The organism is Paenibacillus sp. JNUCC-31 (genome assembly GCF_014844075.1).
Classification (GTDB): Bacteria; Bacillota; Bacilli; order Paenibacillales; family Paenibacillaceae; genus Paenibacillus.
Map to the genome: position 1 here is coordinate 756,513 of NZ_CP062165.1, position 26,986 is coordinate 783,498.

A 26,986-nucleotide genomic window follows, 5' to 3' on the forward strand; every position below is an offset into this window, starting at 1 on the left:
ATCCCTTTTGCCCAAAAAAGGAAAGGACCATTCTCATAAGCCTGTCCGGCCTACATTCCAATCGCTTTTCCGTCTACAGCCAACATGGCTTCACCCATGATTTCTGATAGGGAAGGGTGAGGATGGATCGTCTGTCCCACTTCCCAAGGTGTAGCATCCAGCGTCTGAGCCAGGGAGGCCTCAGCGATCAGTTCCGTCACATGGGTACCGATCATATGTACACCCAATATATCATTCGTCTTGGCATCGGCGATTACCTTCACGAATCCATCCCGGCTTCCATGAACCAACGATTTTCCAATGGCCTGGAACGGAAACTTGCCTGTTTTCACTTCATAACCGCGCTCTTTGGCTTCACGCTCCGTGAATCCGATACTCGCTGCTTCCGGACGTGTATAGACACAGCGAGGGATGCGATGCGATTCGACAGCATGTACCGTTTCACCCGCCAGATGATTCACAGCCAGAATGCCTTCATGACTCGCCGCATGTGCAAGCTGTAATCCGCCGATGACATCGCCAATGGCATAAATATGACCCTCACCCGTTTGCAAATATTGATTCACAGCGATAAAGCCGCGTTCGAGCTTGATATCCGTATTTTCGAGTCCGATATTTTCCACATTGGCCTGACGACCAACAGATACCAGCATTTTGTCCGCTTTCAGGGTTTCTTGCTTCTCGTCTCCCAGCTTGACGTCAATCTGAATGCCGCCTTTTTCCACACGATAGGTCTCTGTCAAAACACTGGCGCCTGTCAGGAAGCGAACTCCACGTTTGCCAAGCAATCTCTGCATCTCCTTCGCTACATCTTCATCCTCGGCTGGCAATACATGAGCGGCAGCTTCAACAACTGTAATATCGACGCCAAAATCATTCAGCATGGAGGCCCATTCGAGGCCAATTACGCCACCACCAACAATGATCAGGGATGCCGGAAGTTCGTCCATTCGCAGAGCCTCATCACTACTCATGATGTATCGGCCGTCTGGCTCAAGACCTGGTAATACCCGCGGGCGAGATCCGGTAGCAATAATGAGGTTGGTTGGCACAACCGTATCCATCTCGCCATCTTCGAACTCGACAGCTACTGCACCGCTCTGAGGGGAGAAAATGGAGGGGCCAATCACGCGCCCTTTGGCGTGTACCACCTGAATTTTATTTTTTTTCATTAAATACTGCACGCCCTGATGAAGCTGCTCCACAATCGCATCCTTGCGCGCCTGAACCTTCGGAAATACAAGTGTTGCTCCAGCTGTCTCAATCCCATACATTTCACTCTCTTGTATCTCTGCGTATACTTCCGCACTTCTCAGCAATGCCTTGCTTGGAATACAGCCGCGATGCAGACAGGTGCCTCCCAGCTTATCCTTCTCGATAATAACAACCTGTTTTCCTAACTGTGCAGCACGGATGGCAGCAACGTACCCTCCGGTTCCGCCTCCAAGAATGGCAACATCACATGTAATTGGCATCTCTTATGTTCTCCTCTATCCCTATAATTTCAATATATTGCAAATGATAATCCCGATGTTTCTCTTTTTGAAATAACCGTTCCTCTACACTCTATTGTACTCCCCTTGCACAGCCAACTCAAAGTTTGTCTCATAAAAACGCATGGACAGCTTCTGGAAACCAAGCTATGATGGAATCAGGCATGACTTGTAAGCGCAACCTTTATTTGACGTCGACTTCAGGCAGAAGGAGTTAATGGTAGATGAATACTAGACTTGTCTTTGCACGATTTGTGGCGATTGTTGTTCTGGTCATTCCCGGGTTAATGGCAATGAAGGGTTTTCTGATGATGAAAGATGCCCTTTTCCTGTATTATGCCGAGCATGGGAACGAGCAGATCTCACCAGGCTTTCAGTGGCTCTCCTTTGGCGGAGGCCTTGTCCTGTTTGCCGCAGGCATGAGTTTTTTGGGAGGCTGGATTCTGTTCCGTGATCGCAAGCGTAACTATGTAGGGCCGCGTTTTCGCTCCAAGAGCACTCCCTCAGCCGAAAAGGCAGACTCGCCCGGTACGACTTCCTGAGTCCGGGCTTTTTGTCGTTTATTCGGAACCTCGCCCGCTACCATCATCCGAACCTTATATCTGCCTTTATATACCGTGTACGATCAGGTACAATGCTTACTTGTTTCAACACGTATTTGCAAAAATTCAGATTTAGCTTTTATTCTCCCATAAATTAGAGACAGAAGATAACCCGGAGTAGTCTCCGGGTTATTCGTATAGTGCATCCCGCAGCTTGGTAGACATGCGTGACTCTTTAGAAGAAGACTTCAGAATCGTTCGACGCAAGCTCAGATTACCGGCTTGCAGCCGCTCAGCTTCAGCAAACAAATCTGCAATCAAGGCCTGTGCAGCCTCATCAAGAACGGCCTGTCCTTTCAAACGTTCATATCGCTCCTGCAATTCGGATAATGTCTCACTCATCGTTAACACCTCTTTTCAATCAGCTCCCGGTTAGTCAACTGCCGTAACCAACAGCATAACCATCCATATAGTAACACAAAGCTGCTTAGATTAGTTCTGGCTCTTACCAAAGATTTTGTGGTACTCTGTAATGGTCGCTTTTTTGTTGAATCCCGTATGTGAGAGGAGTAGCAGCACGTGCAAACAGGACGTATTACCGTAATTACAGGACCTATGTTTAGTGAAAAATCCGGTGAACTCATTCGCCGTTGTCAGAAATTAATTCAATTCGGCCGTAAAAAGGTCGTTGCCTACAAACCTGCTGAAGATGATCGGTTTGCCCAGGACGAAATCGTTAGCCGTATCGGCTACCGCCTGCCTGCCCATTCCATTCCACGGCAATTGACCCCGGAATCTGTAGAGATGATCCTGACTCAGACCAAGGATGCTGATGTTGTTGCATTTGATGAAGTACAATTTTTCAGCAGTGCCATTATGGAGCTGGTCTCCGAGCTTGCCTATTGTGGGAAACATGTTATTGTGGATGGACTGAATATGGATTACCGTGGCAAGGAATTCGGATATGTAGGCGGTTTACTCGCCATGGCAGATGACATTGAGAAACTCTCGGCATTCTGCGCCGTATGCGGAAGCCCGGATGCGGCATTCACCCAGCGCATCGTTAATGGTGAGCCGGTTACCCTCGGCCCGGTTGTTATGATTGGCGATTCAGAAGCTTACGAGCCGCGCTGTCGCTGCTGTTTCATTCCTCCTCACAAAGTTGAATGCTGAGATGGCTGCCCATATTCAATGTATAGGTTCTGATCGGCGGTATCTGCTGCTACAGATTTCCTGAGATTTTTTTATAAAAAAGCCCTTAAGGGGCTTTTTTGCTATATATTTAGTTTAACATCAACATACCTAAAATCCACTCTACCCTAACTAGGTTGGGGTTTTAATCTATCTGTACGTACAAAAAAGCACCGCTTTCCAGCGATGCTTCCATAGGTCACTTCCCGTTAATCACGGGAAACAAAATATTTGTTGGTCATGTAGTATGCGTCACCACGCGACGTTTCTACCATTCCTTTTTTGGCATCCAAAAATACAATTTCCTTGCACTTGGTGCAGTACCATTTGGTGCGCTTATATGGAGATTCCGTAACATACGCCGTGCCACATTTACAATCAATCTTCATTAATAACTCGGTTGATTTATAGGCGCTGGACAACCGTTCCAGGTTATCCTGCTGCTGTGTAGGCATAATGGTCTGCTGATAATCCGATAAATGATTCTGAACTTTGAAGTCTGCTACCAAACCTGCATTCAATCCAAAAAACTCCTTGCCGATCTCGGTCACGAAGCGCTTCTCATTTCTGTAGCAATCCAGCCACTCAATAATCTGCTTATTAGACAGTGGAACCGTACCCTTGATACCGCTGTTTAAGGTGTAGGTCATGATGTATAAAGTATCGTCTTGTCTACCTGAGTACATTAGAATCCTCCTTCGAATACATTTGCTAATGTACTACAAAAACGCTCATAAATCAAAGCAATGTTATTTCCTGAGCGTATCTCTTCCTTCATTAAATGGGCAGCATTCCTCGTTGCTCCGCCAATGTTTTACAAGAACTGCATACACCTGTAACATTTCCCTGGGAAGTCGCATAAAAAACGATGGACTTTACTTTTTTACTACAGAGTGAACAATAGTGCCTCCTTTCCTTCATCGGAGTGTAATCGGATAGGTTTATTACGTTTGAGTTTGATTTGAACCTGCGCACAAAGTTAAGCCATTTCATTTCTTTCTCTCTCTTCCTTGTTTGCCTTCTGAGGGGGAAATCGCTTATGCTCGGGCAAAAATTGATCCTGCATTGGTTATGTATACGATTCCAAGTTGTGCATGCTTATCTCATAATCTATTCGACGTTTGGAGCCTTTTTCCTGTTTTTAATCTCTACACATACAAAAAAAACCGACAGAACCTGCTCCAAACTCTTGTAAAAGAAAGGAGCATAATGCGTCGGTTAGCCTGCTTTATTTATAAAACGCCCCAAGAACTTCCAACTCGGGTGAACGCTCAATTCGAAACGGATAGATGTATCCCTGATTCAGCTTGGTAAACTTGCGACTCCACAGGTCAAGTCCAGATGTAAATTGATACGCCTGATATACAAATTTGGAACAATAGTTCCGTTCAATGCTGTGTAGATTCGTCTGCAAACGATACCACTTCACTTGCTTATAATGCTCCTGTACCCACTCTGCTGCCTTAACACCAGCCAGATTCAAGCGGGAACGAAATATAATGAATCGATCCCCTTCATAAAAGCGGGTGATATACCAATCCAAGGAATCGGCAAACACCGGTCCGTAAGGATGTACGTGATACACTTTGCCGTCCAGTCCAATGATTCCCATATGCCCCGCGTAATAAGTTGATTCCGAGCTCGGTGTATAAACAATATCTCCTGGCTCCAGCTTCATCTGGCCCAAAGCTGTAACGGGCAAGTCCTGGTACAGCCTCTTGGCTGCTGAACGCGCACGGCGCCCTTCCACCAACCATCGGTGCAGCTTTCCTGCCAGTGCAAGATAGATTGCGGATAACTTGATTCGTTTTTTCTCAGTACCTTTGAACCACTGTCGGGTAAATGTGGATATACGTTGTAAAGCTTTTCTCATATTCTGCACTCCACTCTGATCTGTTTGACGTTTCTCGATGCTTTTTCTCTTATTAAGGCTCATTATAGTCATTCGATGATGTATGTTCAATTTGGCTCCTGTTTTATATTGTGCATATATGCCTACTTCATACCATGTTTATGCAAAAAAAGAGGCTTCGGATTTACCCGAAACCTCTGCCAAAGTATGCAATCAATACATTTTTGTTATTCTACTCTTCCACAACACCAAGTGCCTTATTTTTTTCTTTGAAACGACTGTTATGAGAAGATACATAAGCAACTTTTTCCGCCTCAGGGTCCATATATAATTTCGCACTATTGACCGCCAGCGCTGCATCCGTAAATGTACCCGCAATAAGATACAATTTACTTCCATAATCGACAAAGTCTCCTGCGGCGAAAACGCCTGGGATATTCGTTTGCAGCTTCTCTGTTGTGCTGACATGCCATTCTCCAAGATCAAGTCCCCAATCCCGGATCGGTCCAAAATCACTCTTCATCCCGTGGTTAACGATAATTGCATCCACATCCAGCAGTTCACTTTCGCCCGTCTCAACATGGGATATCGTCACTTGTTCGATCATTTCGCCACTTTGACTATGCAACGTGTCCACGGCATATGGTGTACGAATATCGACCGAAGATTCTCTCATGCGCAGTACATTGCGCTCCAGTCCACCAAAGCGGTCACGACGATGAACCACCGTTACTTGCTCTGCCAGTGCCTCAAGTTCATTGGCCCAATCCACAGCGGAATCTCCTCCACCTGAGATTAATACTCGCTTGCCCCGGAATGGTTCCAACTCTTGTACTGTATAGTGGAGATTGGTGACCTCATAACGGTCAGCTCCTTCAAGCTCCAGCTTGGCCATTTTATATATACCATACCCGATCGCCAATATGACGGTACGTGTCCAGTGTTGTTCTCCTGTAGCCGATGTCAGCAGAATCGTGCCATCCGGTTGACGCTCGAAGCCTTCGATTTGCTGTTCAAACACAATCGTTGGTTCAAACGTTCTCGCCTGTTCTTCCAACTGTTTAATCAGGTTCTCACATAGAATCGGGGTGACACCGCCGACGTCCCAGATCATTTTCTCTGGATAAAAGAGCATGCGACCGCCCAATTTGTCCCGCGCCTCAATCAACTTGGTCTTCATATCACGCATCCCGCTGTAAAATGCAGAATACATCCCGGCGGGTCCGCCGCCGATAATTGTTACATCATATAATTCCAAATGCTGATCCATTTCTTTACCTCCATCAGTTCGATCCAAAGCACTTTAACTATTTGATATCGATTCTCATTATCACTATTTTTCTAGTCTAATGGGAAACTTATCAAATTACAATGGCTAAAATTCAAACAATTCTTATACAAAACTTCTATCAGATATATCCCGAACGAACTATTTCACTCTGGAAGCTGCTAATAAATGTTCGACAACGAAATCGATTTGTTTGCTGACTGAATAGATATCGGAATAATAGAAGAATTCAAAATCAATCTCGATTAGACGGCCTTCCTTTACAGCCGGTATGCTGCTCCATATTGGATCATCCGTAAGGTTATCAGCCCCTTCATACACCGAACGAAACACGTAGTCTCCGATATATTCAGGCAGTACTTCCATGGATAAGTTGGAGCCTCCCGCTTCCGAAACCACATCTATTTTTTTCTGCACTACTTCAGGTGCTTTCATGCCCAAGTACTCATATAGTGCCTGAGATCCCCGGCCATATTGCTTGCTCTCTACAACGACCATACTTTTCAAACCGCCCTCCACAATGGAAACCGTTTTGTTCAATATGCCTGCATCTGCTAGTGTTTTCTTGCTCTCTTCAACTTTGTTGTTGAGATTAGTGATTAACGTTTCGGCTTCCTGTTCTTTGCCAAAAATACTCGCTATACTCTGAAGTCTTTCTTCTGTTGTCATTTTCTCGTACGGAATATATACCGTAGGTGCGATATCCTTTAACAACGTATACGTCTCTTCTGAAGGCGCAATAATCAAATCCGGATCAAGGTTTATGACAGCTTCAGGATTCGGTTCAAACCAGGCACCCAATGAATTTACACCTTCAAGCTCACCCTTATATGCAGCCCCGGCAAATACTTCTGAGGTAGCGACTGGCTTAATTCCAAGTGCCACGACATCACCTTGGAGATACAACACAACAACCCGTTTGGGATTAGCTGGAACAACAACATCGCCCTTTACCGTTGAGACGGTTCGTGTTTCATTGTCTTTGTTCATCTGGCTTTCCGTGTCTGAAGACACAGTCGTACTACTGTTATTGGAACTGGCACCCGTTCCTTCGCCAGCTACTGGTGTTGTTGCCGAACCTGAAGAACAGGCCGCGAGGAGCATCGTTATGCTTAATAATGCAACCATGATCATGCTGGAACTTGTTTTTCTTCTTTTCATTGGTGTAGACCCTCCGTCTTTATATTGATAATGATTCTCATAATCAATATATCCTCGCTTCCATCTCCAGCCAATGGACGATTCGGAGATTTGCAATGGACGATCTTCTGCCAGGCTCTGATCTCTCACGCTTTGTTGATAGAGGGTCGGAGACAAGCCCACATGTTTTTTAAAGATGCGACTGAAATAATATACATCCGAATAACCCACTTCTGCTGCAATTTCGCGCAAGGTTGCATCCGATCGAGCAAGCAGATTTCGAGCCTCAGCCAGTCTGGTTTGAATGAGATAATCAATCGGACTGTATCCCGTCTTACGTTTGAATTGCATGGATAAATGACGAGAGCTGTAGTTGAATTGTTCGGCCAAAAAATCCAGAGTCACTTGTTCCCTATAATGATTCTGTATGTAACGGAGTGTTTGTTGCACTGGGTCTTGTACCACTGTACTGACCTCCTGCTCTGCTAATTGAAACATGAGTTCATGAATAAATTGGTAAAACAAACTCTTCACTTGAAGCAGTTCCAGACTTCCTGCCTGATCCCAGGCTTTCTCCAGCTCACCCAGAGGACGTAATAAAGCAAGGGGATCACTTGGTGTAAACCCATATTGTAAAGAGTACGGAGCTGCCAGGGGTGCCGGCCTCAACGTCTTACGATGAATTGGGAATGCAAGGAATGCCCTGTAGAACAGCAAAACATATTCAAATTTTTCGTTTTCGCTAACGCGGATATTTATCGACGATCCTTTAGCACCGTGAAGAATGTAAAATCGCTGAGCTTCATAAGCTTCTTCATCCATTTTCAGCTGAGCTGCACCACGTATGATGTATATATAACCGTTTGCAGGCAGCACATAGGTATCCAGGATCTCCCCTGCCTCCATGACGATCCTGCGTATATCCAGAATTTTGACAGCCGCACGATTCCAGCATTGCATCTGTTCATTTAATTGCATTGATTACTCTCCAATCCCAGTCTCACCGGTACAAAGACCTTGAACAGGTCATCATACTACAAACGCTATCCTCACTGATGCGTTACAGAGAGGGCATATTATCCTTCATTATAAATGATAATAATTTTCATTATCAACTGAAATTTGGACTTGGATTAGATTTCACCACATTTATATATTCGCTTCGATCGGTTCGATTACTTCTTATCTGATATCTTTGTAAACCACGCTGCGAGTTCCTCCGTCTGATCCAACGTTGCAATCGGGTCAAAGTACCATGAACGATCCGGACTCCAGATAAACACATGATCATTCTTGACGGCATCAAGTGAACTCCAGACTGGCTTGGTCTTCAATTCCTCTACAGTCAGGTTGTCTGCCGTAAGAATAATGTAGTCACCAGCAAAATCAGGAATGGATTCGGACGAGACTTCCACAAGCTGATCCTTCATTAATATCTCTTTTTTATCTGTGGGAGGATTCAAACCAAGTGCAGTATAAACAGCCTGTCCTCCGCGTCCAAAATTATCACCAAAGGCCAATGGTCCTTTATCATAAAACTGCATCACTGATACTTTTGCATCCGAATCGATTGCTTCACTGACACTCTTCTTGGCGTCCGCTATTCGTGCATCGTAATTGGTAGTCCACGCTTCAGCCTCTTTTTCTTTATTCAGTGCTTTACCGAAATAAGTGATTTCTTCATGAGTATTTTTCAATTCCCCATAAGGAACAACAAGTGTCGGGGCAATCTTGCTAAAAGAGTCGAACAAATCCGGATTACCTGTAATAATCAAATCCGGTTGAAGTTCCAATACCTTTTCGAGAGAGATGGTTTCGTATTCACCAATATTCTCTACACCTTCGAGTGACTCAATAAAATAAGGATTCTTCAGATTCATTTCCGGTGTACCTACGGGCTTTATTCCTAAAGCAATCAGGCTTCCCAAATATAAATCAACCACAATTCGCTTGGGTTCAGCCGGGACCGTAATATCTCCCTTAACCGTCGAGATGATCCGAGGCTCGGAATTGTTCGATTGGCTATCAGCCATTACTGTGCTGGTGGCACTCGAAGTCCCTTTGCTTCCGGCTGTTTCTCCCCCAGAATGACTAGTTGCCCCTGGCGAGCAAGCACTAAGCAGTAGAGTGAGACTTAATAAAATACTAAGCAGCATTCCCGTTCTTGTCTGTCTATTCATGTACAATAACCCTCCGTGTTTATATTGATAATGATTATCATCATCGTTATAAACATACCTTCCAGCTCTCCCACTGGAAATATCATTTCGCGCCAAGGTCGATGTCAGATCAGGCCATTTTAGGGGGCCGGATGTTTTCTTCTTGAACTGAAGCGGTGAAACGCCTGTATATTTTTTGAACATACGTCCCAGATAATATCCGTCCGGATAACCGATGCCTGCTGCAATCTCATCCAATGTAGCATCGGTATGTAGCAGCATCTCCTTGGCCTTGAACATACGAAACTGAATCAAATAGTCGATTGGACTATACCCAGTCGCCTCTTTGAACTTGCGGGAAAGACTTCTCGGACTGCTTCCGATCTTCTCTGCCAAAACATGCAACGTTAATGGCTCAGCATAAAAGGATTCCACAATTTCGATAACTTTGCTGACTTGATCCGTAACGGAATAACGAGTTGCAGCATGAGGAATTTGTGCTGATACTTTCTCTACAAAAGGATAAAAAAGGCTTTTTGCCTGAAAATGATGTATGGGGTTCTTTTGATTCCATAAAGTGTGCATCTGTTTCACTTGCTCATAAAGCACAACTGGTGACTTGGGGACAAACCCATAGGTTATCTGAAATGGATTCATGTGCTCCATCATGTTGCCCAAATCGGTTCTTCCACCCCTTGGCAAGCTTGCTTTATACATAAGGTAAAACAGGTTCAATCCGGATTGTCCAGCTTCAATATGCAGCACGCTCCCCTTTCCACCATGGAGAACATAAAAACGACTTACTTCATGCTTCTGTTCGTTTATGGTCACATAGGCTTTACCCTGGATGGTGAATACAAATGTACTCGCAGGAAATTTATAAGTTAGCTCCTCAGTTGGACCTAACTCCATATAACGTATATCCGCAATGCTCACCGCAGCATAGTTCCAGAGTATGTAATAATTATTCCACATTTCATTAACTCAACCCCGTCTAAACAGATTCACTAACAGTCCTTCACTCATTGATAACCATTATCAATTATGATCAGCATGTAAGCAACACACAAGTGAAAGTAAACTAATTAGCAAACATATCTTCATTTGCTTCTCGTAACATCCGATATATGTAAGTAAATCCACGATATAACGAAGAAGGGGAAAAGACCATGAATTCAATTTCACCTGCCTCCAAAAGCAGCTTCACCTCCGGGAGCCAAGTCTCCAGCGGAGATAAGGAAATTCAGGGACTTATGAAACAAAAAATCAGGCTTAATGAAGAACTGCAATCTGTCAAATCCAATGATCAGTTGGACTCCAAAATTAAGGCGGAACGAGTTAAATCTATAACGAGCTTCATCCAACAGGTCGATAATCAAATTTCTCAAATCAAAAGTGAGGAGATTCAAGAAAAAAATAATTTGAAACAGTCTGAGCAACCCAAACAACAACAGCCTCACCCCTCTAAGCTCACTGACGAAAATCAAGCTCCGGCAATGGATCATCTAATCAAACATAGCCAGACTTATGATCAGTTAGGCAAACTGGTTGGTTTGAGTGATCGCATGCACGGGTCTATTCAAACATTAGAAGGAGAAACCCGCTTCGACCGGATCGTTCTCGATAATGACACAGGAAACGACATGGGCAAGTCGATGATGCTGGAGAACGCAGAACAAACTGTTTTTCAAATGAAGCGCGAGATGGTCCAAGAGATTGATTCTCAAATCCGTAAGGTTGATCAGTCTATCGGGGAAAAACTAAAAGAAATCAACCAACCGATACCAACAGAAGCTACCTATTCTACCCCACCATCTCATACAGATGAAGATCAGGAAGTAAATAAAGAAAACAAGGCTGAAAACAAATCAAAGATTTCCAACGGTACGCAGAATGATAAAGATCCAGGAAAAATTCAAGAGACGCAATCAAATGCATCCCCTGCCCCTTCCTATACATCTCTCGATATTCGGATTTAATAGATTACATAATGGATAACTATTCTCCAATAAAAAACCGTTATTTACAGGTTTCTTCTACCTAATACATAACGGTTTTTTCCGTATGATGATCTTCCTGTCCTTTATGGTTTTTCGGCTTCCTCATTCCCACAAATAATGCTGCCATTTACCGATTTACATACTTTTTTAATCCGGGTTGCCTCACTCACAATTTGATCAATGTTTTCATATTGTTGTCTACGGTTCGTGACCACTGCGATCGACACCGATACAAGCGGTATGGGTCGGTGCAGTCCAGAACGCCCTTCGCCCAAAACATATTGATTATCCAAGTCATCCTGATTGTAGAACATTCGCTTGATCTTCTCAAAACCTGTTATCACTTCTTCACTGACGTCCCTAAAGTTATGATGATTTAATATCGCAATAAAATCATCTCCACCAATATGGCCAAGAAAAGCCTCTGGAAAAACAAAAAGCTTTCGGAGCAGGTTAGCAGTGGCTTGAATAAGCTGATCCCCCATTTTGAACCCATAGCTATCATTGTAGGATTTAAAGTAATCCAAATCTATGTATAGAACACTAAAATAATCTAGCTGTAGTAACTGATACAATCGTTCTTCTATAATTCGGTTTCCTGGAAGACCTGTCAAGGGATTCATGAAAATCGCCATCTCGGCTCTAACATCCGCAACAGCAAGCAGTAGACGCCGGATACTAACTGCTCCATACAAAACGCCTTCAGCTGTTATAAGCACTAGATCGTATAACTCTTCTTCAGATCGATTCATAGCCAGTACGCTTACATCCGTAATCTGTTCCGCGTATTCGACGACCAGTGCCCGGGCATTCATAACGAGTTCTACAGGGCGTCCCATATACAAATTATAGCCGTACTGTGTACCAATCTGCTGGAAGAAGCGAGCTCGCATCATTAATGACACACCCTGTTCGCCCTTAACTGCCACACCTTCCAGATTGGGATTTGACTTAAAAAGATTAAAGACGATATCACATTTTGTTTCGGGCGCTACTACAGGAATCGTATCGGCTATCTCACCTATTTGCGTAAAAATACCATTCGCCTCCTCTATACACATCTAAATCTTTAATTACCCTTGGGAACAGATAAGGGAGACGGTTTTAATACTGTGTCAGGCCTTCCAAGTGCGTAACCTCGACCGTATTCGATACCTTCACATTTCATCCTTTATCCTACAATGTAGATCTTGTTAGTGGTCACATCGTACCACTTTCTTGAGGAGAAAGCGTTAACTGCAAGTAAAAGTTTGTAAAAATCTCATTAATGGATGCATATTAATGCAAAAAAAACACCACGTTTTCATTGGTCTTGGAAGACTCAATAAAAACGTGGTGTTCGCTTATGTGTAAATAAGTTCAAATTAATGGTTTCGGATGACTACTATTCCTGATCCTTTCAGGACACCTTATGCTCAATTCTCAGCTTGTCAGCAACCATCGCGATGAATTCGCTATTGGTTGGTTTCGACTTGCTGATGTTGATCGTGTAGCCAAACAGGTGGCTGATGCTGTCGATGTTACCGCGTGTCCAAGCCACTTCAATCGCATGACGGATGGCGCGTTCGACGCGGGACGGCGTTGTTTTGAATTTTTCGGCAATAGCCGGATACAAAGTTTTGGTGATGGCACCCAAAATTTCGATATTGTTATACACCATTGTAATGGCCTCGCGCAAGTATTGATATCCTTTAATATGCGCAGGAACGCCGATTTCATGTATGATGGACGTGATGCTAGCATCCAAATTTTTGTGTTTACCCATCGGCACCACGTTGGACTTGTTCAAAAACATGGATGAACCGCCACCACCACCTGTGGAGATCGTGGTTTGCGTGCCAACCAATTGACGTACACGATTCGCGAGCACTTCCATGTCAAACGGTTTCAGGATGTAATAAGAAGCTCCGAGTTGCACGGCGCGCTGCGTGATATTCTCTTGTCCGAACGCCGTAAGCATAATGACTTTGGGCTGTGGAGACAAATTCAGGTTGCGCAGACGCTCCAACACACCCAGTCCATCCAGGTGAGGCATAATAATATCCAGAATCAACACATCCGGTACATCGCGAGTTTGCTCCAGCAACTGCAGCACTTCTTCACCATTGTAAGCAATTCCAGTTACTTCCATATCTTCCTGTTCAGATATATATTCGGCAAGCAAATTCGTAAATTCACGATTATCATCGGCCAGCAATACCTCAATTTTTTGCAAAACGGTATCCTCCTTTAATTTAAACATCGTTTCGTACATTTCCTTACAGGTTAAATTTTCGACACAGGAGAGGAAATTCCTTCTGTCGAAAATTATTTTTCTTTATTTTTTTTTCGCGTTGCTATATAATAAATATTTTATTTCATGATCTGATAATTTACGTTGCTGTTCGACAAAAAAACCTTAAGGCGGGTTATCCCGCTTTAAGGTTTTTGGCATTATCCTTTTTCATCATCACTCCGGCATCCTGTAACATCCACTCAATAAAACAGCCATAACCTGATTTCGGATCATTAACAAATACATGAGTAACGGCACCGATTAGTTTGCCATTTTGTACGATGGGACTGCCACTCATGCCTTGTACAATACCTCCGGTCTTATCCAGCAGCTTCGGATCCGTAATACGAAGAACCAAGCCTTTTGTTGCCGGTTCAGATTGATCGGCGACATGGACGATATCAATAGAGAAGCGTTCCACTTGTTGACCCTCAACGACAGTAAGAATTTCAGCAGGTCCTTCTTTTACCTCATGCGAGAACGCTACGGGAATCCCTTTAGAATACAGACTATGTTCAGGATTATCGGACATTTTACCAAAGATGCCAAAAGCCGTATTGCGTTCAATATTGCCTAATATTTTGCTTTCCTTTAAGAAATGTGCTCGCTTCTCACCTGGGTCACCGGATTCACTTTTGGAGATGGACGTGACATTAGACTGAACGATTTGACCACTACCCACAACGATGGAGGTCTGAGTATTCATATCTGTAATCACATGTCCCAGTGCGCCGTATACGCCCTGATCTGGAGCATAGAAGGTTAATGTCCCCACACCTGCAGCAGAGTCACGAATGTACAATCCAAGCCTCCAGGCTTGATCTTCTGCATCATAAGCTGGAGTCAACCGAGTTTTCACTGTTTCTTTACCACGTTTTAAGACTACATCGATTCCTTTTTTGCTCTTGCCAGCAAGCTCTACAACTTCTGCTACACCCGCAACCCCATTCAGACGTTTCCCATCCATGTGGGTAATCAGATCACCGAGCTTGATGCCTGCTGATTCTCCAGGAGATACGCGCTCGTCCTGTCCAGAACGCACCAGATGGTGTCCAACAACCAAAATACCTGCAGATTTAACTTTGACGCCAATGGTTTGACCCCCGGGAACCACACGCAAGTCCGGAATCACGTTTACATTCACCGTTTTTACCGGAATCTTGCCCCACAACTTCAACGTTAACTTGGCGTGTCCCGTTTGTTGGGGATGAAGATGCAAAGGTTGTTGCCTGGTTACGTGCACCGCATTCTCCTGACCATCGAAACCAACAATGTCGGGGCGGTCCACAACAGCACTTGAAGCGGCCGGTACAGCAAGACGAACATCAGCCTGTCTGCCTGCAAACACCTGTAATTCATCAGGCAATGAGGCATAACTTTGCACAGGCTGGATCGCCTGGCTGATCACACATAGAAAGAAGGCAAATAAAAGACCTAGCAATTTCTTCCTGAGGGGGGAATTCAATGGCTGTCACACTCCCTTTGCTTCTTTCGCTTGACGAAAGGTGGTCGCCAATTGCGTACCTATAAGATAACCTCGCCCCCAGGCTTTTATTACTGTCAATCATTACGCCAGCCGCTCGTTTCACCCTTTTTTGGCTTCCGCCAAATTCAACATTTCCTGAGCATGATGCAATGTTTTTTCTGTAATTTCCACTCCGCCCAGCATACGTGCCAATTCCTTCACTCTGCCTTCCTCTGACAGCGATTCCACTTGCGTCATCGTACGCCCGTCAACGACATGTTTTTCGATGAGATATTGATGGTCTGCCATACAAGCGACTTGTGGTAAGTGAGTAATGGAAAAAACTTGGCAGGTGGAGGACAGACGGAATAATTTTTCAGCAATCGACTGTGCGGCTCTTCCGCTTACACCCGTATCTACCTCGTCAAAGATTAACACGGGGATCCGGTCATGACGTGCGAAGATACTCTTCATCGCGAGCATCATCCGGGACAACTCACCCCCGGAGGCAATCTTGCCAAGCGGACGTAGAGGCTCCCCAGGATTCGGTGAAATCAGGAATTCCGCGTTATCTGCCCCCTGACGGGTCAGACGTATACGTCGACCATTCCATTCAATCCCTTTCTGATCTTCAAAGGGAGTAATCTGTACCCGCAACGTTGTTCTTTCCATCTGGAGATCCTTCAGTTCACTTTCCACCTGGGCTGCCAGATCCTCTGCACATTGCTTACGAACCCGGCTGAGCTCCTCGGCAGACTCCATGACCAGCTTGAGCAATTTGTCACGTTCATTACGCAACTTCTCCAGCCGTTCATCCTTGTTCTCCAGCTGGTCGGTTTCATGGCTGATTTGTTCATAATAATTCAGAATTAGTTCGACACTGTCCCCGTATTTCCGTCTGAGGCCAGAAATCAGATTCAGCCGCTGTTCCACTTCTTCCAATCTTGCTGGATTAAATTCAATCTTCTCTCGATAATCGCGCAACTGAAACGTGGCATCTTCCAGCTGGTAAAATGCAGACTGGAGCTGTTCCACAATAGGCTGTAACCCTTTGCTGTCATATCCCGAAATATCCTCAATTCGTGACAAAGCGATACTTACAGCCTCCAGCCCACGTTGACCACTAAGCAGATCATATGCACCAGCAACACTGTCCATCATTTTCTCACTATGGGATAGTTTGACCCGTTCTTCTCCAAGTGATTCATCCTCACCCTGGGTTAGAGATGCAGCTGCAATTTCTTCAAGTTGAAAGCGATACATGTCCAACAATTGATATGCACGCTGACTGGATTCCTGAAGTGCACGCAATTCTTTTTCAGCAGTAATGAACTTGCTATAGCGCTGCTGATATTCCGTTTTGACAGGGCCTATCACTGTCGCGCCGTATGTATCCAGGAGCCCGAGATGGCTCTCTGCACGCAGCAAGCTTTGATGTTCATGCTGTCCGTGAATATTGATTAGTTTTTCGCCTACTTCACGAAGCATAGTCAGATTGACCAGCTGTCCGTTAATTCGAGATGTACTTTTGCCTTGGATGTTCAGTTCTCGGCGAATCACCAGATGCTCCTCTGGTTCACAATGAATACCAAGCTTCTCCAATGTTTCCCATACCGGATGACTAGGCTCCATTTCGAATAGAGCCTCCATCTCGGCCTTCTCACATCCATAGCGGATGAGATCTGCGGAGCTTCGTCCGCCTGCAATCAAACCCAGTGCATCAATAATAATCGATTTACCTGCTCCTGTTTCACCTGATAAGACGTGAAATCCCTGGTGAAATACAACATCCACCTCTTCCACGACAGCCAGATTACGAATCGATAATGTTACTAACATCTGCAAAAACACCTCCGGATGGCTAACTCAGAAATTATGTTTTTGAACAATAATGATTTAGGAAATGTAACCCATAATTCGCTCGATTACAGTCACACTGTTATCTTCCGTCCGGCAAATGATGAGTATGGTGTCATCTCCACAGATCGTACCCATGACTTCAGTCCATTCAATATTATCGAGCAAAGCAGCAATGGAATTTGCCGTTCCAGGTAAACACTTCATTACGACCAGATTATTCGTATGATCAATGTGCAAGAAGTTGTCCACAAGGGCACGTTTTAATTTCTGAATCGGGTTATAGCGTTGATCTGTAGGCAGCGAATATTTGTATCTTCCATCATCCATGGGAATCTTGATTAAAAGGAGCTCCTTGATATCCCTGGATACCGTGGCCTGTGTCACTTGAAATCCTGACTGACGCAGTGCTTCAACCAGATCATCCTGGGTTTCAATTTCGTTTTGACTAATAATTTCACGTATCTTAATGTGCCGTTGTCCTTTCATACATGCCTCCAGTTCATTGTATTGCAATAAGCCGGCAGTCCGTTGTTATTCATGAGGCCTTTGCCAGCAATTTTTGTTGTCAATCATTTAGCCAATCTGGTTCTAGTTTTATATATGCCACTAATCCAGCCCATCTCCGTCATACACATCTTCCTGATAGTCCATAAGCCTGATTACTTTGATATCCGATTCCTCCATGTCTACATACAGCAATCCTTCACAGCCGGGGTATAACAATAAATAATACAGAAAGCGATCCCGCAGCGCTGGTCCAGTAAGTTCAAACGGTTGTCTGCGACGTGACGTCTTTACCAGGTACCTGAGATCATCCCGCTCTGCAATATAATCTATGAACAGTCTGCTGTAATAAACGGATTCATCTGCTTCAAAAGCTAAAGGAACTTTCATTTTGCCTCCGATGACTTCATATCCTTCCGCCTCAAGCAGATCGACTGCAGGTGAATCCTGAATTTCCGAATTCAATTGCATGCCGGACAAGCTTACCGGAATCGGTCGGTTAACCCAATTTCTTAAGCCAAAGAACAGCCACAAAATCAAGCAGACAGCAAATACACCAATAACGATTGTGTCATATTGCCCATCCATCATCGCTCACCTCGAAGACTTATTCGAGGTTCGACAACCAATTTCCTTTTAGCTTGTCACCTTTCCAGCGAAAAGAAACCCATCCTATGATGAGTTTCCTGTAAAAGTATGGGCGGCTTCTGTTGCAACTTGGTCTGCAAGTGCATCAAGTGAAGCCCCAACGTTCTCTAGTTGTGTTGGTCCTGGTGCTTCCAGACGCCAGTGGGCGAGAAATTCAATATTGCCTTCTCCTCCAGTAATTGGGGAGAACGTTAGACCTTGCAGTTTCAACCCAAGCTCATTGGCGAAACGAAGCATCGTCTGCAGGACGTCCTTGTGAACCCTTGAATCACGAACGACGCCCGACTTCCCGACCTTCTCACGACCTGCTTCAAATTGCGGTTTAATTAGTGCTACAATGTCTGCCGGCTGTTTTAGAAGTGCCTGCAGCGGTGGCAAGATAATTTTCAGTGAAATAAAGGAAACATCGATACTGGCAAAGTTAGGTACAGGTCCATTCAGATCTTCCGGAGTCACATATCGGAAATTCGTTCGTTCCATAACAGTAACCCGTTCATCATTACGAAGGGACCAATCCAGCTGATTATAGCCTACATCGATCGCATAAACATGAGCTGCTCCATGTTGTAGGGCACAATCGGTAAAACCGCCAGTTGACGAACCAATATCAAGCATCACAAGTCCATTCATCTTGAGGTCGAAGTGACGGATCGCTTTTTCCAGCTTTAATCCGCCTCTGCCAACATAGGGATGTACTGAACCTTTTACTTTGAGTTCAGCTTCCCGTGGAATCTTCATGCCCGCTTTTTCAATCCGCTCGTTGTTGGCATATACCAGTCCAGCCATGATCGCAGCCTTTGCCTTCTCGCGGCTTTCATAATATCCCTGCTCAACCAGCAGAACATCAATTCGTTCTTTCGGGAGTGACATGTCTTTCTCCTATCATGTAGTAATCCTACTATTCAATAATGTGTTTCAGTTATGAAGGGAACCGTGTTCTGGACATGCCGTATGAAGATTGGGCCGCCATACTGCGCAACTCTGAACTCACATTCTCGACGGTGAGTCCCACTTCTTCTCTTTGCTCCTCAATACTGCCATGTTCGATGAAACGATCCGGAATCCCCATCAGTTGCACATGAACATCGTGCAGCCCTTGTTCAGCGTAAAACTCCAATACAGCACTTCCCATGCTTCCCGCCTGTGATGCTTCTTCAAGCACAATAAGTTTCGTACCCCGAACAGCCAAATCACGCAGCATCTGTTCATCCAGCGGTTTCAGGAAACGGGCATTAATGACGCCAACCGTGATACCTTCCCTTTTAACCGTCTCTGCTGCTTCTTCTGCAAGTTGTACCATCGATCCCGAAGCGATAACAGCGTAGCCTTCAGATGGTCGAAGTTGTTCCCATCTGCCAATCGGAATGGGAATGAGTTCATCATCAAGAGGCACACCTACCACATTATTTCGTGGATAACGATAAGCAATGGGACCTTCATTATATTCAAGCGCTGTCTTCATCATATGGCGCAGTTCGTTTTCATCTTTTGGCATCATCAGCACGATATTCGGAATATGACGCATAAACGCCACATCGTATACCCCTTGATGCGTCTCGCCATCCGGGCCTACAAATCCTGCACGGTCGATAGCGAACATCACATTGGCGTTATGACGGCAGATATCATGAACAATCTGATCATACGCTCGTTGCATAAACGTCGAATAGACGGCAAATACCGGTTTCAAACCCTCCATAGCGAGCGCCGCACACATCGTTGCTGCATGTTGCTCTGCAATACCTACGTCAATCATCCGTTCTGGGAATTCTTTGCTAAACGGAATGAGGCCCGATCCTGTTGGCATGGCTGGAGTTACTGCCACGATTCGCTTATCCTGCTCGGCAAGTTCAACCAGCGTTTTACCAAACACTTCTGTATACATTGGTTTGCCCACAGCTTTGAGTACTTGGCCTGATTCAATCTTGTACGGAGAAATTCCGTGCCATTTGTGTGAATCGGCCTCAGCCGGCTGATACCCTTTGCCCTTGGTTGTAAGCACATGAACCATGACAGGGCCATCCACATTATCCGCCTGTTTGAACGTTTCAATCAACTTGGGAATGTCGTGACCGTCAATGGGTCCCAAATAAGTAAAACCCAGCTCTTCGAACAGAACTCCTGGAACCATCATATATTTGACACTATCTTTAATCCAGCTCGCCGATTTGGCCAGACGATCCCCAATGGCAGGGATTTTTTTGAGCATTCCTTCCACGTCATCTTTGGCTTTCAAATAGTGACGATCCGAACGAATTTTGCTCAGATATTTATGCATAGCTCCGACATTTGGAGCAATGGACATTTCATTATCATTGAGAATGACCATCAGTTTTTTCTGCTCATGACCAATGTGATTGAGTGCTTCAAAAGCCATTCCTCCTGTAAGCGCTCCATCCCCGATCATCGCGATAACCTGATTGTCTTCACCTTTGAGATCACGCGCAAGCGCCATACCCATTGCAGCAGACAATGATGTACTACTGTGACCCGCTTCCCATACATCATGTTCACTCTCGTTACGTTTGACAAATCCGCACAAGCCATTGTGCTGACGCAATGTATCAAAGCGATCCATACGCCCTGTCAGAACCTTATGCACATAAGCTTGGTGCCCTACATCGAAAATCATTTTGTCCACTGGACTGTTATAACAGTAATGCAGGGCTACCGTGAGCTCAACCACTCCTAAGTTGGGTGCGAGATGGCCCCCTGTAACGGACAGTTTCTCAATCAGAAACTGCCGGATCTCTGCCGACAAAAGAACGAGATCATCCTGAGACATCGACTTTAGATCACTGGGTTGTTTAATTTGTGGAAGCAGCACGAGAATCTCCCCGCTTTCCTAGATTGTTTGATTGTTGGTGTAATCTATATATACACAATTTATTAAATGACATTAAAACATTATAACATAAAAGAACAAGAATCATAATTTACGGCACTATACTCCAGATAACGAGCATTTTCGCCAGCAAGGTTCAATGATCTTCCTCTGTATGTATTCCACCGTTTTCTCGGAACTGACTTGCTCTGTGCAGGCAGAAAAAGCACATTAAATGCATTACACCTCTGCAGGCATTTTGAAACAAGGAGCGCGATCCGAAAGCGGATCTTAATGATCTCGACTCATTAAATAATCAGCAATCTCCATCAGTCTTGACGGATCAGGTAACTCAGCTCTACCAAGTGCATCTTTCGCAGATTGTGTAAGAGACTTCACCTCATCAAGTGAGGCTTCCATACCAATAAAGTAAGGATACGTCACCTTGTGCTGACTCACATCACTTTGCGTTTTTTTGCCCATTTTTTGCTCGTCACCCGTCAGGTCCAGAATATCATCCTGAATCTGGAAAGCCAGGCCCAGATCTCTACCGAATACGCGCAGCGCTTCCAATTGCCCTTCAGTCGCACCACCGATTCGAGCTCCAGCAAGAAGGGAAAACACAATTAAATCCCCGGTTTTGTGCAGATGAATGTACTGGAGCTGTGCCAAATCTGTCATCCCCTGCTCGCCTTCCATGTCAGCCACTTGCCCACCGACCATGCCTCTCGCTCCAGCCAGTTCGGACAAATCCTCCACAATGGATAACAAGGCGTCTGTCGAAACACCGCAGCGGCGACCTGCCTGCACAATGCTATAGAAAGCATGCGTCAACAGAGCATCCCCAGCCAGAATCGCCGTTGCTTCGCCGAATACTTTGTGATTCGTTAATTTTCCCCTGCGATAATCATCATTATCCATCGCTGGCAGGTCGTCGTGGATCAACGAATACGTATGAACCATCTCCACGGCGCAGGCTACCGGCAGTGCAGCTTTACGCTGTGCACCGAAGGCTTCCGCCGCAGCAACGACCAGGAGCGGACGGAGACGTTTGCCCCCGGCCATAAGAGAATACTGCATCGCGTCAACCAGTGACTGGGGGACATCCCAGTGAACAGGAAGAGTCTGCTGCAACTCTCCTGTCACCTCTGCCGTTATTTCCTGAAGATACGCTTCAAACGAAGGACGATTACTCATTGATTTCACCGCTCTCATCGACGGCAGTGCCGAACGGTTTCTTGCGAAGTTCCCCATCCTCTTCTACGATCATTTCGATCTTTCGTTCCACTTGTTCCAGCTTCAGCCCACAAAGTTGTGATAATTTCATCCCGCGCTGAAACAAATCGATGGCCTGTTCCAAAGGAACATCACCATGCTCAAGCTGACCTACGATGTCTTCCAATGCCGCCATTGCCTCTTCAAAATTCAATTCCGGTTCATTCGCCATCGGTATTGTCGTCCTCCTTCATTCCCCAAACCTGACAGTCCAGCTGTCCGTCTGTTAATTTAATCTTTATGGAATCTCCAGGCTGTACATCCTCTATGGATTTGATCAAGCGTTGTTCCTGCTCGTCATAGACAAGGCTGTATCCCCTTGACATGACCTTAAGCGGGCTAAGCGCATCCAGATGCCGTACGGATGATTTCCACTGCTGCTGCTTGCCTCTCGTGATGGATCGGATCGCAACCTCCAGCTGACGCCGGGCTGATGCATTTTCCCGCCTTGCTGCATTCACCTGATCACGAGGATTAAACCGCTGCAGGGCAGCACGCAAACGCTCCTGTTTCTCGGTCGTCCATCTCACACGTGTATCTACAGTTCGCAGAAGACGCTGTTTCAGCATATCCAATCGCTCCGTATGCTGCATTAAGGTCCTTCTGGGATGCACAAGGACAGGTGAGCGCTGCAATCTCGACAGCCGCTCGCGGTTATGAACAGCACGCTGACGTAAACTGTGTTGCAGCTGACGCTGGCGCTGAGCAATCTGATCAAGCAGTTCGGCACGGTTAGGCACTGCCAGCTCGGCAGCAGCCGTGGGCGTTGCCGCCCGCAGATCAGCAGCAAAATCGGCAATCGTAAAATCTGTTTCATGCCCGACGGCTGAAATGACCGGAATGGCCGAGGCAACAATCGCCCTTGCCACGATCTCCTCGTTGAAAGCCCACAATTCCTCCAGTGATCCCCCGCCTCTTCCGACAATCAACACATCGGCTTCACCCATACGATTCAGGTTGTTGATAGCTTTCACAATGGAAGGAGCCGCACCTTTACCCTGAACGAGTACAGGATATAGAATGACTCGGGCTGACGGATATCTGCGTTGCAATGTAATCATGATATCCCTTACCGCTGCTCCTGTAGGTGAAGTAACCACACCTATCGTCTGTGGGAAACGGGGAATCAGCCTTTTGCGCGATGCAGAGAATAGCCCCTCTTCATCCAGCTTTTTTTTCAGTTGTTCATATGCCAGATAAAGACTTCCAATACCATCCGGTTGCATGTGTGTGGCGTAGAATTGATATTGTCCGTCCCGCTCATACACCGAAACGTTACCACGAGCAATAACCCTTGCACCCTCCTTCGGTACAAAGGGCAATCGCTGATTATGGGACGCAAACATAATGGACTTAATCCGGCTGTCCTTGTCCTTTAATGTAAAATACATATGACCACTGGAGTGATGTGTAAAATTGGAGATCTCTCCGCGCAGCCAGACGTCCGACAGGACCTGATCCGATTCCAGCTTCATTCGGATGTAGCGGTTCAGGTCTTTGATGGAGAAGATCTTTTGATCTGCCACAGACGGTAACCTAGGCCAATCCGTGAGCGCGTTTGGCTGCGATCAGTGTATTTTGCATCAACATGGTAATGGTCATTGGACCAACGCCTCCAGGAACCGGTGTAATTGGGCCGGATACCGTCTTCACGCTCTCGAAATCCACGTCTCCTGCCAGTTTGCCGTTATCTAGACGGTTCATCCCCACATCGATGACAACTGCACCTGGTTTAACGAAATCAGCATCCACAAAGTTTGCACGGCCGATGGCAACGACAAGAATATCTGCCTGACGCGTGATTTCTTTCATGTTCGCTGTACGGGAATGACACATCGTTACTGTTGCGTTCTCACGTTGAAGCAGCAGCGATACCGGTTTGCCTACAATGTTGCTGCGTCCAATGACTACTGCATGTTTGCCCGACATTTCGAGACCCGTACGCTTGATCAGTTCAATTACACCCGCAGGCGTACATGGGAGCAGACTGTCGTCACCAATGACGAGGTTACCCACATTGACCGGATGGAACCCATCCACGTCTTTGTCCACGGCGATTGCATCGATAACTGCTTTTTCCTCGATATGCTTCGGTAATGGAAGCTGAACCAAAATACCATTAATGGTTTCCTGTTTGTTCAGCTTGTCCACCAGAGCGAGCAGATCCTCCTGCGACGTGTTTGCATCCAAACGATGCACCTCGGAATAAAAACCAAGATCATGACATGCTTTTTCTTTATTACGCACATAAACTTGGGATGCCGGATCTTCCCCGACGAGCACCACAGCAAGACCAGGTACTACCCCCTGTTCGCTAAGCTGTTTTACTTCGGTCGTCATGCTTGCGCGGAGCTCTTGGGATACTTCTTTGCCGTTAATAATAGATGCTGTCATTGTACTCTCTCCCTTATGTGAATAAAAATAAAATAACTTGCGTAATTAAGACAATTTTGCTTTGATGGCGTCAACTTCCTGAATCATGCGTCCAAGTACGCCATTGACGAATTTGCCGGATTCATCTGTACCAAAATATTTGGACAATTCAATCGCTTCATTGACGGATACCTTTGCCGGGATGTCATCACGGAACACCATCTCATAGGTTGAAAGGCGTAAAATCTGACGGTCTACGCGCGACAGACGGCTAATCTGCCAGCCTTTCAAATAATCCACGAGCAAGCCATCGATTGCTTCCTTATTATTCCATGTACCCTGTACGATTTCAGTCACGTAGGTACGCATTACATCTGCATCGTGAATAACCACTTCGGTTTCATTGTCTTCAGCGGCTTCATTGATCAGCATATTCACAGCCTCAGCTGCGCCCACTTCATTCATTTCCATCTGATACAGACTTTGTACTGCAATTTCCCTTGCCAAACGTCTTTTCATGTCCTGCCTCCTGCAGCGCCCCTTCTGGAGCGTCATCATGCTTATTTTAAAATAGTAAAATCTTTGATGGAATCAGAGATCTTATTATATTGTTATCCCTTTTCACAAAAAAACCTGCACTACGTTTCCTCCAAAAAACGGGCAACCTAAATTACAGTTCTATTTTCGGAAGAAACATATTGCAGGGTTCAGATGGCTCACTTGAACGGACGCCAGCGGTCACCAAGCCATTGTCCCCATTCCCTCCAGGGAATGAACGAGCCCAGCTTCGAGTCGCTTCGTCTGCCTAACGTATAACCGATGAACACCAAGAGTGCAAAGAACAACATATCCCAAAAACCGATCCATACATAAAGAAACCCAAAAAAGATGCCGCCGATAATTCCGGTAATCCGGCCTTTGTGACTATCCCAAATCTCTCTCCACAACATCAGTGAAACTCACCTCATTCCACTCGACTCTTGTAGTTAGGTGACTGGGTAACATTGGCAATATATACGGTAACAAAAGAAACCGGGATACCCGTAATCTCCTGTACATGATCATGTATTGCCTTCTGCAGATCGGATGTCAGCGCAGGAATTGGCGACTCCCCATCCACTACCGCGCGAATCATAATCTCCAGTCCCGATTCGACTACACGAATACGTGCTTTGACATCACGCACTCCCCGGAAACGGGAAGTCGCTTTGAGACAGAGATTCTCAATCGTCTCCATTGAAATCTGTACATCCCCGTACTCGGTACGTTGGTCCACAGATGGCAACGAAGCACGATCACGCCGAACCGAAATGTAGAAAAATCGCAAACTCAGAATAAACAAAATCGCTGCTGCAACAACTGCCGCAATAATGACGTTTTGTTCCTGCTGGTAATTCAATTCGTAAGGCAGCACACCACTGATAAGAAGTATAACTGCTGCCGATATTGCTCCAACGCTTATGCTGTATATAAACAACAGAAGCCGATCCAGTATTTTAGCCACGAACTGCACAGCCTCCCTTGCTCACTAACATTGCTTAACCTGCCCATACGCAAAAGGGTGATCCTCAAGTGCACGCTTCCACTGCCCCAAAGGCCTGTCCAAGACAGGATAAACCCCGGCAGTGATGCCGGGGGAATCTGTCTTCTTTTATTTAACGCGCTGACTGTTCAGATCGATTTCTTCCACTTTCTCGGCGCTCTTGAACTGAACGTCATGAATGTGCACATTAACTTCATTCACATTCAATCCTGTCATGTTCTCGATGGAGCGCTTCACGTTCTGTTGAATTTCGGTAGCCACCTGTGGCAGACGGTAACCATATTCAATAATAACGGAAACATCCACCGCTGCTTCACGTTGACCCACTTCAACCTTCACGCCTTTGGAAAGATTTTTGCGACCAAGCAATTCAGCAAATCCACCAGCGAATCCGCCGCTCATGCCTGCAACACCTTTCACTTCGACTGTAGCCAGTCCAGCGATCACTTCAATAACTTCAGGTGCGATCTGGATTTCACCGATATCCGTTCGTTCAAATTCTGTCGGCAATGTACTCATAACTGTTCAACACACCTTTCGCGAAATAAGTTTGC

At 45.5% G+C, this 26,986-nt stretch carries 26 protein-coding genes; 3 read left to right on the top strand and 23 right to left on the bottom strand.

From position 1 onward, the window contains the following. Positions 1–50 precede the first annotated feature (50 nt). Positions 51–1,475 (bottom strand): dihydrolipoyl dehydrogenase, encoded by a 1,425-nt coding sequence (gene lpdA / locus JNUCC31_RS03215; protein WP_192268495.1) that lies wholly within the window; start codon positions 1,473–1,475, stop codon positions 51–53. A gap of 242 nt (positions 1,476–1,717) precedes the next feature. On the opposite strand from lpdA, the gene JNUCC31_RS03220 reads away from it, so the two are divergent. Further along, positions 1,718–2,035 carry a DUF2627 domain-containing protein gene (locus JNUCC31_RS03220; protein ID WP_192268497.1) on the top strand — a complete coding sequence of 106 codons (318 nt, stop codon included), beginning with the start codon at positions 1,718–1,720 and terminating at the stop codon, positions 2,033–2,035. A 189-nt stretch (positions 2,036–2,224) separates the two neighbouring features. Here JNUCC31_RS03220 and JNUCC31_RS03225 read toward each other — a convergent pair whose 3' ends face one another. Further along, a complete protein-coding gene (locus JNUCC31_RS03225; RefSeq protein ID WP_192268500.1) occupies positions 2,225–2,437 on the bottom strand; it encodes a hypothetical protein in 213 nt (70 codons plus the stop codon). A 177-nt stretch (positions 2,438–2,614) separates the two neighbouring features. On the opposite strand from JNUCC31_RS03225, the gene JNUCC31_RS03230 reads away from it, so the two are divergent. Then, on the top strand, positions 2,615–3,208 hold the full coding sequence (locus JNUCC31_RS03230) for a thymidine kinase (RefSeq protein ID WP_024630974.1): 594 nt from the start codon (positions 2,615–2,617) through the stop codon (positions 3,206–3,208). 227 nt (positions 3,209–3,435) lie between these two features. Here the strand turns inward: JNUCC31_RS03230 and JNUCC31_RS03235 are convergent, their stop codons facing one another. The 5 genes from JNUCC31_RS03235 to JNUCC31_RS03255 form a co-directional block, all read right to left on the bottom strand. Beyond that, positions 3,436–3,912: a hypothetical protein gene (locus tag JNUCC31_RS03235; RefSeq protein WP_017687614.1), complete on the bottom strand. Its 477-nt coding sequence runs from the start codon at positions 3,910–3,912 to the stop codon at positions 3,436–3,438. Between the two features lie 542 nt (positions 3,913–4,454). After that, the gene (locus JNUCC31_RS03240; protein WP_192268502.1) at positions 4,455–5,099 is read right to left on the bottom strand and encodes a C40 family peptidase; all 645 of its coding nucleotides are present in this window, start codon (positions 5,097–5,099) and stop codon (positions 4,455–4,457) included. A 211-nt stretch (positions 5,100–5,310) separates the two neighbouring features. Beyond that, positions 5,311–6,348: an NAD(P)/FAD-dependent oxidoreductase gene (locus tag JNUCC31_RS03245; protein WP_192268504.1), complete on the bottom strand. Its 1,038-nt coding sequence runs from the start codon at positions 6,346–6,348 to the stop codon at positions 5,311–5,313. 159 nt (positions 6,349–6,507) lie between these two features. Beyond that, positions 6,508–8,484 (bottom strand): helix-turn-helix domain-containing protein, encoded by a 1,977-nt coding sequence (locus JNUCC31_RS03250; protein ID WP_192268506.1) that lies wholly within the window; start codon positions 8,482–8,484, stop codon positions 6,508–6,510. Between the two features lie 197 nt (positions 8,485–8,681). Further along, a complete protein-coding gene (locus tag JNUCC31_RS03255; protein ID WP_192268508.1) occupies positions 8,682–10,640 on the bottom strand; it encodes an AraC family transcriptional regulator in 1,959 nt (652 codons plus the stop codon). A gap of 194 nt (positions 10,641–10,834) precedes the next feature. Between JNUCC31_RS03255 and JNUCC31_RS03260 the strand changes: the two genes are divergently transcribed. Further along, complete coding sequence (locus JNUCC31_RS03260) at positions 10,835–11,644, top strand: hypothetical protein (protein ID WP_192268511.1); 810 nt, start codon at positions 10,835–10,837, stop codon at positions 11,642–11,644. Positions 11,645–11,748: 104 nt separating this feature from the next. Here the strand turns inward: JNUCC31_RS03260 and JNUCC31_RS03265 are convergent, their stop codons facing one another. The 16 genes from JNUCC31_RS03265 to JNUCC31_RS03340 all read right to left on the bottom strand — a co-directional run bounded on the left by JNUCC31_RS03265 (position 11,749) and on the right by JNUCC31_RS03340 (position 26,951). Next, the gene (locus JNUCC31_RS03265; RefSeq protein WP_228469475.1) at positions 11,749–12,561 is read right to left on the bottom strand and encodes a GGDEF domain-containing protein; all 813 of its coding nucleotides are present in this window, start codon (positions 12,559–12,561) and stop codon (positions 11,749–11,751) included. 503 nt (positions 12,562–13,064) lie between these two features. Beyond that, positions 13,065–13,880: a sporulation transcription factor Spo0A gene (gene spo0A, locus JNUCC31_RS03270; RefSeq protein ID WP_192268513.1), complete on the bottom strand. Its 816-nt coding sequence runs from the start codon at positions 13,878–13,880 to the stop codon at positions 13,065–13,067. Between the two features lie 193 nt (positions 13,881–14,073). Continuing rightward, on the bottom strand, positions 14,074–15,405 hold the full coding sequence (gene spoIVB / locus JNUCC31_RS03275; RefSeq protein WP_192268515.1) for a SpoIVB peptidase: 1,332 nt from the start codon (positions 15,403–15,405) through the stop codon (positions 14,074–14,076). A 120-nt stretch (positions 15,406–15,525) separates the two neighbouring features. Further along, positions 15,526–17,244 (bottom strand): DNA repair protein RecN, encoded by a 1,719-nt coding sequence (gene recN, locus JNUCC31_RS03280; RefSeq protein WP_192268517.1) that lies wholly within the window; start codon positions 17,242–17,244, stop codon positions 15,526–15,528. 57 nt (positions 17,245–17,301) lie between these two features. Beyond that, complete coding sequence (gene ahrC, locus JNUCC31_RS03285) at positions 17,302–17,751, bottom strand: transcriptional regulator AhrC/ArgR (protein ID WP_062324373.1); 450 nt, start codon at positions 17,749–17,751, stop codon at positions 17,302–17,304. Between the two features lie 120 nt (positions 17,752–17,871). Continuing rightward, positions 17,872–18,360 carry a hypothetical protein gene (locus JNUCC31_RS03290; RefSeq protein ID WP_228469476.1) on the bottom strand — a complete coding sequence of 163 codons (489 nt, stop codon included), beginning with the start codon at positions 18,358–18,360 and terminating at the stop codon, positions 17,872–17,874. 81 nt (positions 18,361–18,441) lie between these two features. After that, positions 18,442–19,287: a TlyA family RNA methyltransferase gene (locus tag JNUCC31_RS03295; protein WP_192268519.1), complete on the bottom strand. Its 846-nt coding sequence runs from the start codon at positions 19,285–19,287 to the stop codon at positions 18,442–18,444. 49 nt (positions 19,288–19,336) lie between these two features. Continuing rightward, complete coding sequence (gene dxs, locus JNUCC31_RS03300; protein WP_192268521.1) at positions 19,337–21,244, bottom strand: 1-deoxy-D-xylulose-5-phosphate synthase; 1,908 nt, start codon at positions 21,242–21,244, stop codon at positions 19,337–19,339. Between the two features lie 288 nt (positions 21,245–21,532). Then, on the bottom strand, positions 21,533–22,438 hold the full coding sequence (locus JNUCC31_RS03305) for a polyprenyl synthetase family protein (protein ID WP_416234363.1): 906 nt from the start codon (positions 22,436–22,438) through the stop codon (positions 21,533–21,535). Continuing rightward, positions 22,431–22,688, bottom strand: coding sequence for an exodeoxyribonuclease VII small subunit (xseB, locus tag JNUCC31_RS03310; protein WP_062324368.1), 258 nt, complete (start codon positions 22,686–22,688; stop codon positions 22,431–22,433). The genes JNUCC31_RS03305 and xseB overlap by 8 nt, the downstream gene beginning before the upstream one ends. Next, entirely contained in the window at positions 22,678–24,042 is a 1,365-nt protein-coding gene (gene xseA / locus JNUCC31_RS03315; RefSeq protein ID WP_192268523.1) for an exodeoxyribonuclease VII large subunit, read from the bottom strand. The genes xseB and xseA overlap by 11 nt, the downstream gene beginning before the upstream one ends. Positions 24,043–24,052: 10 nt before the next feature. Beyond that, positions 24,053–24,910 carry a bifunctional methylenetetrahydrofolate dehydrogenase/methenyltetrahydrofolate cyclohydrolase FolD gene (gene folD / locus JNUCC31_RS03320; RefSeq protein ID WP_192268525.1) on the bottom strand — a complete coding sequence of 286 codons (858 nt, stop codon included), beginning with the start codon at positions 24,908–24,910 and terminating at the stop codon, positions 24,053–24,055. Positions 24,911–24,955: 45 nt separating this feature from the next. Next, positions 24,956–25,408, bottom strand: coding sequence for a transcription antitermination factor NusB (nusB, locus tag JNUCC31_RS03325; protein ID WP_192268527.1), 453 nt, complete (start codon positions 25,406–25,408; stop codon positions 24,956–24,958). Positions 25,409–25,605: 197 nt separating this feature from the next. Continuing rightward, positions 25,606–25,839: a DUF2273 domain-containing protein gene (locus JNUCC31_RS03330; protein ID WP_192268529.1), complete on the bottom strand. Its 234-nt coding sequence runs from the start codon at positions 25,837–25,839 to the stop codon at positions 25,606–25,608. 14 nt (positions 25,840–25,853) lie between these two features. Then, positions 25,854–26,393: an alkaline shock response membrane anchor protein AmaP gene (amaP, locus tag JNUCC31_RS03335; protein ID WP_192268531.1), complete on the bottom strand. Its 540-nt coding sequence runs from the start codon at positions 26,391–26,393 to the stop codon at positions 25,854–25,856. Positions 26,394–26,540: 147 nt separating this feature from the next. Next, a complete protein-coding gene (locus JNUCC31_RS03340) occupies positions 26,541–26,951 on the bottom strand; it encodes an Asp23/Gls24 family envelope stress response protein (protein ID WP_192268533.1) in 411 nt (136 codons plus the stop codon). Positions 26,952–26,986: the final 35 nt, after the last annotated feature.